Origin of the sequence: Bacillus sp. PK3_68, from assembly GCF_003600835.1 — a bacterium.
Taxonomy (GTDB): domain Bacteria; phylum Bacillota; class Bacilli; order Bacillales; family Domibacillaceae; genus Pseudobacillus.
Genome location: NZ_NQYC01000001.1, coordinates 1897977 through 1911389, shown reverse-complemented (window position 1 = coordinate 1911389; position 13413 = coordinate 1897977). Strand labels below are relative to the sequence as shown.

The window sequence follows — 13413 nt, the reverse complement described above, 5'->3', positions numbered from 1 at the left end:
TGTACAGAAAGACTTCAATAACGATTTGATAATTTTAATGTAAGGGATGAATGTGTCAACAACATGTCAAATGAAAAAATTCTATGTTTATTTTGTTTTTATTAAGAGAAAAGTAGTTTTATAACGTACTTTTTTAATATGGATAATAGGTCAATCAGGCGATGAGATGAACGGGAGAAATTGATATAATAGGCCGGATGAAAAGCAAATCACTTATTTAGCAGAGGTGTAAACTTATGAAACTATCAAAAAAAATGGGAACAGCCGCCGCCGCATTGATTCTTTCGGGCAGTATTTGGACATCTCCTGCAGATGCAGCCAATCCTTTTAGTGATATTTCCAGCGGATATTGGGCATACCCGCAAATCGAAAAAATGGCTAATGAGGGAATCATCACTGGATTCAAAGATGGGACCTTTCGAGCAGGTGAACCGGTAACTCGGGCACAGAGTGCCATTTTCATTGGACGGGCGCTTCAGATTAAGCCAGGACAATCCAGCACAACAAGTTTTCAAGATATTTCACCTTCTGGAACAGCTGCTTATCCTTATATTGCTGCTCTCACACAACGGGGCGTATTTTCTAAAGCAGAGAGCTTCTATCCAAATCGCACGCTTACAAGAGCAGAGTTAGCAAAAATTATGGTAACAGCATTTAATTTACCTAGGGCTAAAGGTTCGAATTTTACCGATGTACCGGAGGGCCATTGGGCAGCTGAGTATATTGGAACTCTTGCAGGAGCAGGAATTACTTCTGGAACATCAGCTACTACCTTCTCACCGAACGGGAAAGTAACGAGAGGACAGCTTGCTGTCTTTATTAGTAATGTTCTGAAGCATCATCAGCCAAATGATCAAAATGAGGAACTGACGAATCCGCAGCCGCTCGATCATCAGTCAGTTACGGGTACTCATTCTGAAATCGCAAAGCAAATTTTAGGGCTTGTCAACCAAGAACGAGCGAAAGCAGGAGTAGGATCGTTGCAGTATGCCAATGATGTGGCGAAGGTAGCCCAGCTAAAATCAGAAGACATGGTGAAAAACAACTATTTTGACCATACTTCTCCCACATATGGAAGTCCATTCGAAATGATGGATCAATTCAGCATTAACTACACATTTGCCGGGGAAAATATTGCTGCTGGTTACAGTACAGCAGAAGCCGTTATGGAAGGCTGGATGAACAGTCCCGGCCATCGCGCCAACATTTTAAATCCCAATTACAAAGAAATGGGAATTGGGATTGCCAAGGGCGGCGATTATGGCATTTATTACACTCAGATGTTCGTAAAGCGATAAACATCACAATTTTCATTACGGCAAGGAGGAGCTGAACAGATGGACTGTTCAGCTCCTCCTGCTGCAATTGTTACACAAAAGGAAATAATTTGCTTTTCTCTTGGAAGATTAGCAATTTTATAGTATGATAAATTTGTTTTATGAGAAAGAAATCTATTGGACAATCGAGGTAAAAGAAGGATGAAAGTGCAAGAACAGAAACAGTTATTGTTGCTCATGCAGGAAGCTTATGAAGAAGCTTATCGGGATGACAGTAAGGTTGAAAAAGTTATGCACATAATTAAAGAAAGAATGCAGGAAATGTACAAGGAAAACGTACATAGCAGGTAAAAGGCGGCCAATGTGCCGTCTTTTCTTAATTTTTTATTGATAGGGAAAGGGGATGGAAGATATGGGAATGTTTATTGAACAAAAAACAATTTCGAGCGATCTGGCTGAGCGGATGGTGGAGGCCGCCAAGGAAAAAGCAAGAGAGCTTGGCATTGCTATTAACGTAGCGATTATGGATGCAGGAGGCAATTTATTAGCTTTTTCTAGAATGGATCGGGCGCCGCTATTAAGTATTGAAATCGCCCAGGATAAAGCCTATACAGCTGCTGCATTTGGCCGGCCTACGCATGAATGGTATGATGTAATTAAAGACAAGCCGTCTTTAAAAACCGGTATTGTTCATACAAAGCGGCTTACCGTGTTCGGCGGCGGCTATCCTGTACGTTGTGGAGAAGATCTAGCAGGCGGAATTGGAGTAAGCGGCGGTTCGACCGAGCAAGATCAAGCTTGCTGTGAAGCGGCACTTGGCTTGATAACTGAGTAAAAAAGAACATGGCAACAAATATGGAGGGAAGAAAAATGCAGCCACCGCGTTTACAGCCCGGAGATGAAATTCGGGTGATTGCTCCATCAATGAGCATGGCGATTGTAAAAGGAAAGCAGGTAGAGCTGGCCAAAGAACGACTCGAACAATTAGGTTTTCGCGTTACCTTTGGCCGCCATGTTGATGAGCATGACCTTGTATTTTCTACATCGGTTGAAAATAGAATAGAAGACTTGCATGAAGCATTTCGCGATCCGGCCGTAAAAGCGATTTTTACGGCAATCGGAGGATACAATGCGAACCAGCTCCTTGCCCACATTGATTATGAGCTCATTAGAAACAATCCTAAAATCCTCATCGGGTATAGCGATATTACAGCACTTCAGCTGGCCATCTATAGACAAACCGGTTTAATTACCTATTCTGGACCCCATTTTTCTACGTTTGGCATGAAGTATATGGCAGATTACACCATTCAAGGCATGCTGACTGCTTTAACGAATGATGCGCCCTTCGAATTAGAAACTCCTGAAACATGGAGTGACGATAAATGGTACTTGGAACAAGAAGACCGTACATATTATCCAAATGAAGGACCTGTTATTATCACAGAAGGGCGAGCAGAGGGACGGCTAATTGGCGGTAATCTTTGCACGTTGAATTTGCTGCAAGGAACAGAGTTTATGCCTTCTTTAAAAGGAGCAGTATTGTTTATTGAAGATGATAATGAAACTCATTTAATGAAGTTTGACCGCGATCTGCAGTCAATCCTTCATTTACCTGAAGCGAAGGAATTGAAAGCTGTGTTGATTGGGCGTTTTCAAAAAGAGTCCGATGTGACCGAATCTGCCCTCATTTCGCTGCTGAAAAATAAGCCGGAACTTGCTGGAATTCCTGTATTGCTGAATGTTAGTTTTGGTCATACAGACCCAATGGCTACATTGCCAATTGGTGGCCAAGCGGAGATTGCGGCACAAAATGGCAAGGCTGAAATTATTATTTACGGAGCGTAAGTTATATACAATGGTATGAAAGAGCCTGTTGTGGAGACATTTATCACAGCAGGCTCTTTGACTATGCCTGATTAAGCTCCTCCGGGATGCGACGATTTCCTCGCTCCCATCGCTATTGTTAATTTGCGCGGCCAATGCTTTAGAGAATATCAAAGCAAAATAATGCAATTTTATACTCGGTGAGAGAAACGGTTTATCTACCTTTTATAGTTGAAGGGTGATGTATTAAGTTAAAAAGGCGCTGAAGCGATAGCTTATTTGTCAGGGATATGGTAAAAATAAATAAAACGATGTATAGAGCCATCGTTTTATTTTTATATTTTTAAAGGAGTACCATGTTATGAACATAATCAAAGTAAAAGATTACCGAGAACTAAGTGAAACAGCTGCCAGGATTGTATTAAAAAAAGTAAAACAAAATCCGCAAATGGTATTAGGGCTTGCTACAGGAGGAACCCCTGAAGGAATGTACGAGCGATTAGTGGCTGATCATCGTACAGCCGGAACAAGCTATAAACATATTACAACATTTAACCTTGATGAATATGCCGGTCTGCCACGGACAGACCGAAATAGCTACTATACGTATATGAAGCACCAATTGTTTGATCATATTGATATACCGGAGGAAAATATCCATTTGCCGAATGGAGAAGCGAAGGACTTACAGGAGGAATGTCTTCAGTACGAGCAGTCAATTAGAGAAGCAGGGGATATTGATTTGCAGGTGCTCGGTATCGGAGGAAATGGGCATATCGGTTTTAATGAACCAGGTACTCCTTTCCATTCAATCACTCATGTGGTAACGCTTGATGAATCCACAAGAAAAGCAAATGCCCGTTATTTCTCTAGTCTAGCTGAGGTGCCAACACAGGCACTTACTATGGGCATTCAAACAATCATGCGCGCGAAAGAAATTGTATTGCTCGTTTCAGGAGAATCAAAAGCAGAGGCAATGGTTCAACTGCTGACAGAGGAAGCGAACGAGAGCTTTCCGGCCTCGGCTTTGCTGGCACATCCGAATGTAACAGTGGTCGTTGATGAAGAGGCATTAAAAAAAGTAGAAAAACAGTAACATTCATTACTTGATTAAATGATTGAAGGGAAAGGGAGTTAATATGGGGGTCGTTAATAAAGGGGCAAAAGTTAGACATAACTAAAAATAACCCAGGGGTCAACAAAGTATTGATTGGATGGGACTGGGATGGGAATTTTCGAATGGATGTAGGGCCGATTAAATGTAAAGAGGAAGAAGACTGCGATAAGTATTTTGGATAATTAGGGTAACAAAAGAGAAGACAGTTCTGCCATAACGATGGTGGGACTGTTTTTTGATGGGGCCCGTTAGAGTTAGACTGGATTGTTAAGTTTTACTGCAATCAAATGCTTTCCACACGAGGTAAATGAGCTTCTGTAGGTTCGGTTTTTCCGGGACTGGCTGCTCCCGCTATAATCACTAGGGAAAAAATAACATTCATCTTTAACCAAGCCTTTTGAGTAAGGATGATAGCAGCCGTTTTTTTGTCAAAGCATAGCCGTAAAAACGGCCCAAAGAGACAAAAATACGGCTTTTTTTATAAAATAAGCGGCAAAAACAACGATTTTTAGCTGGCATGTTCCTTGCAATTATAAAACTGAATAATCAGACAAAGGGGGATTTTTCATGAAAGAAACAGTCGTAGAAGAAGTTAAAAAGGTGGACAAAGGGACAAGTGTTATGAAAGCTGCTGTGGTCAATGAATTTAAACAAGATTTAGAAGTGAAAACTGTATCAAAGCCTAAGCCGGGGCCTGGAGAAGCACTCGTAAAAATGGAGGCGTGCGGCGTGTGCCATACAGATTTGCATGCAGCTCATGGTGACTGGCCGGTAAAACCAAAGCTGCCGCTTATTCCCGGACATGAAGGAGTGGGTGTAGTCGAAGCGGTTGGTGAAGGGGTCACGACTTTAAAAGTGGGAGACCGCGTAGGGATCCCTTGGCTGTATTCCGCTTGCGGTGAATGCGAGTATTGCTTGAAAGGGCAAGAGACTCTTTGTCCGAATCAAGAGAATGGAGGCTATTCTGTTGATGGAGGCTACGCGGAATACTGTCTGGCTGCAGCAGATTATGTGGCGAAGATACCGGATGAGCTCGACTCAGTGGCAGCGGCCCCTATCTTGTGCGCAGGAGTAACCACATACAAAGCACTTAAAGTATCAGGAGCTAAGCCGGGAGACTGGGTAGCGATCTATGGTATTGGCGGTCTGGGCCATATTGCTCTTCAGTATGCGAAGGCAATGGGATTTAACGTAGTGGCGGTAGATATTGCAGATGAGAAGCTGGTACTCGCCAAAGAATTAGGCGCAGATGAAACAGTGAATGGCATGCAAGAAAATCCAGTCGAAGCGATTCAAAACCGTGTAGGCGGCGTTCAGGCAGCTGTCAGCGTAGCGGTAACAAAAAGAGCGTTTGAGCAAGCTTATCAATCTGTAAAACGCGGCGGTACGCTTGTTGTTGTCGGTCTTCCAAATGATGAACTGCCAATTCCGATCTTTGACACAGTTTTAAATGGCGTGTCAGTAAAAGGATCGATTGTTGGTACTCGCATGGATATGAAAGAAGCACTAGACTTTGCTGCAAGAGGAAAAGTAAAAGCGCAAATTGAAACCGCTCCGCTCGATCAAATCAATGAAGTGTTTGAAAAGATGGTCCAAGGAAAAATCAATGGGCGTATTGTCTTGACGATGTAAGATTTAAGAGAAAAGTAGTTTTACAATAGATGACTGTAAATCGCGATAGGGGGAGCCGCAATGATTTATGCAAATCCGGGCCAGGAAGGGTCAAAAGTAACCTTTAAGAAACGATATGAAAATTTTATTAATGGAGAATGGCAGGCGCCTGTAGGCGGCCAGTACTTTGAAAATATTTCACCGGTGACGGGGGAAGTATTTTGCGAGGTAGCTCGCTCGCAGGCAGAAGATATTGAACTTGCCTTAGATGCAGCTCATGCGGCTAAAGATGCTTGGGGGCGGACATCCGTGGCCGAACGAGCGAATATTTTAAATAAAATTGCCGACCGCCTGGAAGAAAACCTTGAAAGGCTGGCGGTAGCCGAAACATGGGACAATGGAAAGGCCGTAAGGGAAACGTTGAATGCCGATTTACCGCTGGCGATTGACCATTTCCGCTATTTTGCCGGTGCGATCCGTGCACAGGAAGGATCGCTTAGCCAGATTGATGATGACACGGTTGCGTATCATTTCCATGAGCCGCTCGGTGTCGTCGGCCAAATTATCCCTTGGAACTTCCCGCTTCTTATGGGCGTGTGGAAGCTCGCTCCCGCCCTTGCGGCCGGCAACTGTGTCGTGCTAAAACCGGCAGAACAGACGCCAGCTTCTATTTTAGTCTTTATGGAACTGATCCAGGACCTGCTTCCTCCAGGAGTCGTAAACATTGTGAATGGCTTTGGGTTCGAAGCCGGCAAGCCGCTCGCCTCTAATAAACGCATTGCCAAAATTGCTTTTACAGGCGAGACGACAACGGGCCGCCTGATTATGCAGTATGCTTCGCAAAATTTGATTCCTGTCACCCTGGAACTTGGAGGCAAATCACCGAACATTTTCTTTGACGACGTCATGGAAAAAGATGATGCTTTCCTGAATAAAGCGATCGAAGGCTTTGTGCTTTTTGCCTTAAACCAAGGGGAAGTTTGTACATGCCCTTCCCGTGCATTGATTCATGAAAGTATTTACGATCAATTTATGGAGCGCGCGATTGAACGTGTCAAGCAAATCAAGACGGGCAATCCGCTTGATACCGATACGATGATGGGGGCCCAGGCTTCCAGTGAGCAAATGGAGAAAATCCTTTCTTATATTGATATCGGCAACCAGGAAGGAGCAGAATGCCTGGTGGGTGGCGGCAAAAACACGGTCGCAGGTTTTGAAAATGGGTATTATGTAAAACCAACGGTCTTTAAAGGCGCGAACAACATGAGAATTTTCCAGGAAGAAATTTTTGGACCGGTCGTTTCTGTGACCACCTTTAAAGATGAAAAAGAAGCACTGGAGATCGCCAATGATACGCTGTATGGGCTGGGCGCCGGTGTCTGGTCTCGCCACGTGAACCGGGCCTATCGCTTCGGCCGCAGCATTCAGGCAGGGCGTGTCTGGACAAACTGTTATCATCAGTATCCGGCCCATGCGGCATTCGGCGGCTACAAAATGTCGGGCGTTGGCCGTGAGAACCATTTGATGATGTTGTCTCATTACCAGCAAACGAAAAACCTGCTCGTCAGCTACAGCGAGGATGCCCTTGGATTCTTCTAATACAGTCCCTATACTTCATCGCTTCGACATGGCAGGTAAAGCATGCATCCTATATATCAGGATGATTGAAAAATGTTTTTGTGAATAGCTTAAAAGCAGATGGCAGAAATTCTGCCATCTGCTTTTATTTTTCATTTAGGTAATAGCGGATTTGTCGTTTGGATAATCCAAGTCGGGCAGCCGCTTGTTCACGATTGCCGGCTGTTTCTTTTAAAACATTATGAATGATTGCTGCTGCTGTTTTTTTCTCCATATTTTTCATTTGCCTAATTAGCTCGTTCAGCTGCATTGGATCTTCTCTCTTATATACGTGTTCGACTTTACTGGCAAATTGGCGCCATTCATCAAGAAAATTGGCTGGTGCAACCTGTACGGGCACCGACGCGGATTGATGCTGGCCGTTCACCTTTCCCGGCAACAAATCGGGAGTGATGTTCATGCCATCATTTGATAAAGCGGCAGTGCGCCGGATTACGTTGGAAAGCTCTCTCATATTGCCGGGCCAATCATATTCAACCATTCGATCAATCGTTTCCTTGGCAAATACTATTTTTGCATTTAGTTGTTCAATGAGCGATTGAATAAGAAGGGGAATGTCTTCTCGCCGTTCTCTGAGTGGCGGAATGATGAGCTTTACTACATCAAGACGGTATAATAAATCTTCGCGAAAAGATCCTTGCCGAACGGCTTCCTCCAAATTAACGTGTGAAGCGGCAATAATGCGTGCTGATGTCCGCTTTGGAATCGTACCACCGATTTTCATAAACTCACCCGTTTCCAGAACGCGCAATAGCTTTACTTGAGTAGCAGGGGTTGCTTCTGCAATCTCATCAAGAAATAAAGTCCCTGAAGAGGCAGCTTCGAAGTAGCCAATCCGATCTGCGGTCGCGCCGGTGAAGGCTCCCTTTACATGGCCGAATAGTTCGCTTTCAAGCAGCGATTCAGAGATAGCCCCACAGTTAATACCGATAAATGGGTTTTCCTTGCGTTCGCTTGCCGCATGCAGATAATTTGCAAGCACCTCTTTTCCAGTGCCTGTCTCGCCTTCTATTAAAATGGTAATATCTTTCGAAGCGATTTTATAAGCGAACTCATATAATTGATGCATCTTAGAATTTGTGCCCAGAAAATAGCCGAGCTGCCGGGCGAGAACCGCATAATCTGCTTCTTCGTTATTTTTGGGAGAACTGTCGGTCAGCCGCTCGGCAAGCTGCTCAATCGCTGTAATGTCCTCAAAGGGTTTTTCGATAAAGTCCGCTGCTCCGTTTTTAATCGCGTCTACAGCTGTTTTGACTGTACCGTAGCCAGTCATAATAACACAGGCACATTGAGGAGCTTTCAATTTTAATGATTGTAGAATTTCAAGGCCATTGCGATCGGGAAGACGAACATCGATAAAAGCAAGCTGAAAAACAGAATAATCATCAAGTTGATCAAAGCAATCGCCGTTTTCCACATGTGTTGTTCTGTATCCTTTTAATTCAAACAATCTTGCTAAAAACCGGGCAACTTCCCATTCATCTTCAACGATTAAAATATGTTTCATCTATTCACAGCCTTTCACTTAAAAGAGGGATAGCTAATGTGAATGTAGTTTGATATGAATTTGAACTTTCGACTAAGAGGCGTCCCCCGTGTGACTTGGCAATGCCAAAGCTAACAGGCAGCCCAAGGCCGGTTCCGCTGTTTGCCGCTTTCGTAGTAAAAAACGGGTGGAAAATATCGTTTATTATTTCTGGAGCAATTCCTGTACCATTATCCGTAACGGTCAGAAAAGCAGAGTGATGATCGCTCTTTGTTTCAACGATAATCTTTCTTTTTCTGCCTTTTACATCTTGAAGCGCATCTTTAGCATTAATGAGTAAATTCACGGCTACTTGACTTAACTGTTGTAAATTTCCGTTGATGAGAGGCAGAGAAGAAGAAAGGTTGATGTCCAATTGAATGTTCTGTTTCTCAATTTGTCGGCGTGTTAAACTAAGCGCTTCTTCTACTGACTGGTTTAAAGAGCAAGGCTTAAAGGAAAACTCCTCCTGCCGGGAAAAAGCAAGCAAGCTGCGGATGATTGTCCGACATCGCTTCCCGCAAAGATCGATATCATCAAGCAGTGGCCTTATCTTTTCATTTATATCATTCATGCGAAGAAGCAGCTGTGTATTTCCGATAATGGCTGTTAAGGGATTATTAAGCTCATGAGCAACTCCTGCTGCCATTTCACCGATCGCTGCCAGCTGACCGGAATGAAGGAGCTGGGCTTCCATTTGCCGTTTTTCTGTAACATCTTTAATATAGAGAATAACAGCATGGAGAGTAGAGTCTTCAACAAAAAGAGGGTAGCAGGAACAATCATAAAACTTATTTTGAAGCCGCAGTTCAGCATAATGCGGCTTTTTGAACTTAATGGTTTCTTCAAATGGATTTCGAGAGGATCGGGCGGCTTCTTTTATGAATGGCCGAATGTCTCCATGGGAATCCAGCGGCCAGGAAGAAGCTGCATCATTTTTGGATAAAACGGTTCCATTTGGTGAGATAACTAAAATGGCGTCAGAGACTGCACGAAAGGTTTCTTCCCATTGCTGTTTGCTTGCAAAGACTTCCTCATACAGCCGGGCGTTTTCCACGCATACAGCAATTTGTCCAGCTAAATGCAGAAAGAAAGCTTGATCCTTCTCATCATATGAAAAGGGAACAAGAGAGCCCAGGGAGAGTACGCCAATAATTTTCCCCCGGCTTGTTAATGGAAATAAAAAAACAGAGTGAAGATGGAGATGTTGAAAAGCTTCTTTTTCAAAAAAGTCGGAGTCATCGTCCTGTTGATAAATGCGTTCTCGCCCAGTTACAAATACGTCGTTATATAAAGAGTGCTCTTTAGGAAAGGAAGTCTCTTTTTTTAGATAGAATGAGTCTTCGGGAAAGATATAGGACAGACGAAGTTCATAACCGTCAAAGAGGGCGAGGCTCACCCGTTTGATAGGGTAGATGCTTTGGAGTTTTTTCAGCGTATTCTCCAGCATTTCTTGAACGGACATATTGATATTGAAGCTTCTCATCACTTCATTCATGATTTCAAGCTGGCTATTTCGTTTCTTTAATTCTTCCACTGTTGTCTTTAACTCTGTATAATAGTTTTGTTTTGAGGATCGGACCCCTGTTAATAGTTCAATCATATCTTGTTTTTTCATCTTAATCACCTATAAGGCTTTGTAGAGAAGTGCAGCTACTTCTTCTGCCGTAATGTCTCTAGGATTTGTAATCATACAGGCATCTGACAAGGCTGTTTCGCTTATTTCAGGGATGGACGATTCTGCAAATCCCATTTCCGTTAATGTGAGCGGGGCGCCAATATCAATGGAAAGTTTCTTAATAAAGTTGATCGCTTTTTCCCCGGCTGCTGAAGAGGGAAGCGATTGGACATCTTCGCCCATAAGCGCAGCGATTTCTTTGAATTTATCAGGCGAAGCCAGCAAGTTAAATTCCATCACATGAGGAAGCAATACAGCATTGATATCGCCGTGTAAGAAAGGATAGCGGCCGCCGATTGCATGGGCCATCGCGTGGACAGCACCGAGAATAGCGTTAGAAAAAGCAAGGCCCGCATGCAAGCTAGCCATCGCCATTCGTTCTTTCGCCTTCTTGTTGTATTTAGAAGCAACAGAGGGGCGTAAGTAACGGCACGACAGAGCCAATGCATTTTTGGCATGAACATCTGTGAGCGGGGTAGCTGCGATGCTGACGAAAGACTCAATGGCATGGGTGATGACATCCAGACCAGTAGAAGCGGTCAGACGGGCGCTTTTTGTAGCGAGCACATCTGGGTCAACAATAGCGATGTCAGGAACAAGTGACTTAGAGACAATCGTCATTTTTTTCTGTTGTTCTGTATCAACTATAACAGAAAATTGCGATACTTCTGAACCCGATCCTGCCGTTGTGGAAACCATTACTAGCGGCGGGAGGGGAGAGGAGATCTGGTCTACTCCTTCATAATCGCGGATATGACCGCCATTTGTTGCAAGAATCGCAGCTGCTTTTGCAGTATCAATCGCGCTGCCTCCTCCTACTCCAATGAGAGCATCACACTCATTTTCAAGATAGGCGAGGGCACAGGCTTCTGCTTCTATATCTTTTGGATTTACGCTGACATGGGAAAAGACAACGGAAGAAAGCCCTGCTTCTTGGCAGCTTTTTTCTACCAGCTCGGACCATCCAGCTTGGATGACACCTTGATCAGTTACAATCAGGGCGCGTTTTGCCCCGAGACGAATGCAGCTTTCTCCCGTCTGCTGGATTGAACCGCTTCCGAAAATTACTTCAGGCATCACAAACTTATACATAAGGACACCGCCTTTTATTTCATCTACTTTTTTATTGTATCATTACACATGGAAATTTTTATATAATAAAAAAAGCTTATTCAACAAAAACGGTTGAATAAGCTTTTTTTGTTAACATTATTTATATACTTTTACACGCTCGCTTAGCGGCTGGAATTCTTTCTCACCAGCAGGTGCTACTGGTTTGCCGAAAGGCATTTGTGCATGCAGTTTCCAAGAAGCGGGAACATTCCACTCATTGCGTACTTTTTCATCAATTAAAGGCTGATAATGCTGAAGAGTAGCTCCTAAACCTTCTTGCTCAAGAGCGGTCCAAACGATATATTGGAGCATACCAGATGATTGCAAAGAATATTCCGGGAATTTATCGCTATATGTCGGGAACTGTTCTTGAAGGCCCCTGATCACTTCTTCCTCTTCAAAGAAAAGAACTGTGCCGGAGCCAGCTTTGAACATCTCCATTTTTTCTTCGGTTGGGCCAAAATCTTTGGCAGGAACGATTTCGCGCAATGTTTCTTTTGTTAAATCCCATAGCTTATCATGTTGTTCGTCGAACAAAACAATGACACGACCAGATTGAGAGTTAAAAGCAGTAGGTGCATATTTTACTGCAAACTCAACGACTTCCTGAACGCGTTCATTAGATACTGGCTGTTCTTTACTGATTGCATAGATAGAGCGTCTTTCTTCTACTGCAGTATAAAAGTCTTTTGCCATAGTAATTTCCCTCTTTCTGCAAATGGTTTTACCGCCTTTAAAGGCAGTATGTGTGTTAGTTGAAGAAGTTATCCTCATTTAATAAAATCCCGATTGTGTTGAAAAATCATTTTGTTACATTTCGTAACTAAATATAAAATAAAAATAAAGGGATGTCAAGTAACTTTGTTTATTAAAGTAAAGAGATTTCCTTTTAAAGAAAAAGGGGTATAATAAGTATATAAAGAGGTGAAGACGATGAGTGATTTTCAGCTTTGCCCCAAATTTGAAAAGGGGATGCAGATGCTCGGAAAGAGATGGACAGGATTAATCATTAATCAGCTTCTCTCGGGTCCACAGCGATTTTCACGAATAAAAGCCGAACTGCCAATCAGCGGAAAATTGCTGACAGAGCGTTTAAAGGAAATGGAAGAAGAAGAACTCGTCACAAGAAAAGTATACGCAGAAGTACCTGTACGTGTAGAATATGAATTGACGGAGAAAGGAAAAGCCCTGAAGCCGGTTATGAAGGAAATTTCAAAATGGGCAGAAGAATGGGTTGAAATAACGGAAAAAAATTAAGCGCCTCCTGGTTTAAAAATAAGCAAGGGTGGAAAAGAAAGATTGTTGTATTTTTAAACTAAAGGAGCTTACAAATGACACAGGACCAGCAGCAGTTTCTCTTAGCCATGCGAGAAGCTTATGAAGCAGCACAACAACAAGATACGAAACTAAATGATGTACTCAAATTAATTGAAGAAAAAGTCGGCTTTATCATTGCGTCCAATCAATAAAAAAAGCCCGTTCAATGCACGCGATTCTTTTGGAAAAAGAGTCGGGCTTTGGACGAGCTTTTTTGGTCTTTCTGTCCAGTTATTGAGCAGGAAGAGCGAAGCAGTTAGGCCTCTTTTTTTCATGTATTATGCTGGATAAGTAGATGGGTAACAGAATG

The 13413-nt window shown here is 43.1% G+C and carries 13 protein-coding genes; 9 read left to right on the top strand and 4 right to left on the bottom strand.

From position 1 onward, the window contains the following. Window positions 1-236 precede the first annotated feature (236 nt). The 7 genes from CJ483_RS10000 to adh all read left to right on the top strand — a co-directional run bounded on the left by CJ483_RS10000 (window position 237) and on the right by adh (window position 7431). Entirely contained in the window at window positions 237-1298 is a 1062-nt protein-coding gene (locus CJ483_RS10000) for an S-layer homology domain-containing protein (RefSeq protein ID WP_120034528.1), read from the top strand. A 180-nt stretch (window positions 1299-1478) separates the two neighbouring features. Beyond that, window positions 1479-1628: a hypothetical protein gene (locus CJ483_RS24495; RefSeq protein ID WP_182917017.1), complete on the top strand. Its 150-nt coding sequence runs from the start codon at window positions 1479-1481 to the stop codon at window positions 1626-1628. 61 nt (window positions 1629-1689) lie between these two features. Next, window positions 1690-2112, top strand: coding sequence for a GlcG/HbpS family heme-binding protein (locus tag CJ483_RS09995; protein WP_182917016.1), 423 nt, complete (start codon window positions 1690-1692; stop codon window positions 2110-2112). A gap of 35 nt (window positions 2113-2147) precedes the next feature. Further along, window positions 2148-3125, top strand: coding sequence for a S66 family peptidase (locus tag CJ483_RS09990; RefSeq protein WP_120034524.1), 978 nt, complete (start codon window positions 2148-2150; stop codon window positions 3123-3125). Between the two features lie 340 nt (window positions 3126-3465). Continuing rightward, on the top strand, window positions 3466-4200 hold the full coding sequence (gene nagB / locus CJ483_RS09985) for a glucosamine-6-phosphate deaminase (RefSeq protein WP_120034522.1): 735 nt from the start codon (window positions 3466-3468) through the stop codon (window positions 4198-4200). A 642-nt stretch (window positions 4201-4842) separates the two neighbouring features. Beyond that, window positions 4843-5853 (top strand): alcohol dehydrogenase AdhP, encoded by a 1011-nt coding sequence (gene adhP / locus CJ483_RS09980; protein ID WP_120037912.1) that lies wholly within the window; start codon window positions 4843-4845, stop codon window positions 5851-5853. A 60-nt stretch (window positions 5854-5913) separates the two neighbouring features. Beyond that, window positions 5914-7431 (top strand): aldehyde dehydrogenase, encoded by a 1518-nt coding sequence (gene adh / locus CJ483_RS09975; protein WP_120034520.1) that lies wholly within the window; start codon window positions 5914-5916, stop codon window positions 7429-7431. A 124-nt stretch (window positions 7432-7555) separates the two neighbouring features. Here adh and CJ483_RS09970 read toward each other — a convergent pair whose 3' ends face one another. From CJ483_RS09970 to CJ483_RS09955, 4 genes are all read right to left on the bottom strand, one after another. Next, window positions 7556-8977 (bottom strand): sigma-54-dependent transcriptional regulator, encoded by a 1422-nt coding sequence (locus CJ483_RS09970; RefSeq protein WP_120034518.1) that lies wholly within the window; start codon window positions 8975-8977, stop codon window positions 7556-7558. Window positions 8978-8981: 4 nt separating this feature from the next. Next, window positions 8982-10613, bottom strand: coding sequence for a sensor histidine kinase (locus CJ483_RS09965; RefSeq protein WP_120034516.1), 1632 nt, complete (start codon window positions 10611-10613; stop codon window positions 8982-8984). A gap of 9 nt (window positions 10614-10622) precedes the next feature. Further along, complete coding sequence (locus CJ483_RS09960) at window positions 10623-11765, bottom strand: iron-containing alcohol dehydrogenase (RefSeq protein WP_120034514.1); 1143 nt, start codon at window positions 11763-11765, stop codon at window positions 10623-10625. 117 nt (window positions 11766-11882) lie between these two features. Continuing rightward, entirely contained in the window at window positions 11883-12482 is a 600-nt protein-coding gene (locus CJ483_RS09955) for a nitroreductase family protein (RefSeq protein WP_120034511.1), read from the bottom strand. A gap of 237 nt (window positions 12483-12719) precedes the next feature. Between CJ483_RS09955 and CJ483_RS09950 the strand changes: the two genes are divergently transcribed. Continuing rightward, window positions 12720-13043, top strand: coding sequence for a winged helix-turn-helix transcriptional regulator (locus CJ483_RS09950; protein ID WP_120034509.1), 324 nt, complete (start codon window positions 12720-12722; stop codon window positions 13041-13043). A gap of 74 nt (window positions 13044-13117) precedes the next feature. After that, a complete protein-coding gene (locus CJ483_RS24490; protein WP_182917015.1) occupies window positions 13118-13255 on the top strand; it encodes a hypothetical protein in 138 nt (45 codons plus the stop codon). Window positions 13256-13413: the final 158 nt, after the last annotated feature.

What these genes read in the sequence shown, in the direction of transcription:
- adh (WP_120034520.1), top strand. Translation starts at nt 5,914, where the DNA reads ATGATTTATGCAAATCCGGGCCAGGAAGGGTCAAAAGTAACCTTTAAG.
- CJ483_RS09970 (WP_120034518.1), bottom strand. Translation starts at nt 8,977, where the DNA reads ATGAAACATATTTTAATCGTTGAAGATGAATGGGAAGTTGCCCGGTTT.
- adhP (WP_120037912.1), top strand. Translation starts at nt 4,843, where the DNA reads ATGAAAGCTGCTGTGGTCAATGAATTTAAACAAGATTTAGAAGTGAAA.
- CJ483_RS09960 (WP_120034514.1), bottom strand. Translation starts at nt 11,765, where the DNA reads ATGTATAAGTTTGTGATGCCTGAAGTAATTTTCGGAAGCGGTTCAATC.
- CJ483_RS24490 (WP_182917015.1), top strand. Translation starts at nt 13,118, where the DNA reads ATGACACAGGACCAGCAGCAGTTTCTCTTAGCCATGCGAGAAGCTTAT.
- CJ483_RS09990 (WP_120034524.1), top strand. Translation starts at nt 2,148, where the DNA reads ATGCAGCCACCGCGTTTACAGCCCGGAGATGAAATTCGGGTGATTGCT.
- CJ483_RS09995 (WP_182917016.1), top strand. Translation starts at nt 1,690, where the DNA reads ATGGGAATGTTTATTGAACAAAAAACAATTTCGAGCGATCTGGCTGAG.
- CJ483_RS24495 (WP_182917017.1), top strand. Translation starts at nt 1,479, where the DNA reads ATGAAAGTGCAAGAACAGAAACAGTTATTGTTGCTCATGCAGGAAGCT.
- CJ483_RS09950 (WP_120034509.1), top strand. Translation starts at nt 12,720, where the DNA reads ATGAGTGATTTTCAGCTTTGCCCCAAATTTGAAAAGGGGATGCAGATG.
- CJ483_RS09965 (WP_120034516.1), bottom strand. Translation starts at nt 10,613, where the DNA reads ATGAAAAAACAAGATATGATTGAACTATTAACAGGGGTCCGATCCTCA.
- CJ483_RS09955 (WP_120034511.1), bottom strand. Translation starts at nt 12,482, where the DNA reads ATGGCAAAAGACTTTTATACTGCAGTAGAAGAAAGACGCTCTATCTAT.
- CJ483_RS10000 (WP_120034528.1), top strand. Translation starts at nt 237, where the DNA reads ATGAAACTATCAAAAAAAATGGGAACAGCCGCCGCCGCATTGATTCTT.
- nagB (WP_120034522.1), top strand. Translation starts at nt 3,466, where the DNA reads ATGAACATAATCAAAGTAAAAGATTACCGAGAACTAAGTGAAACAGCT.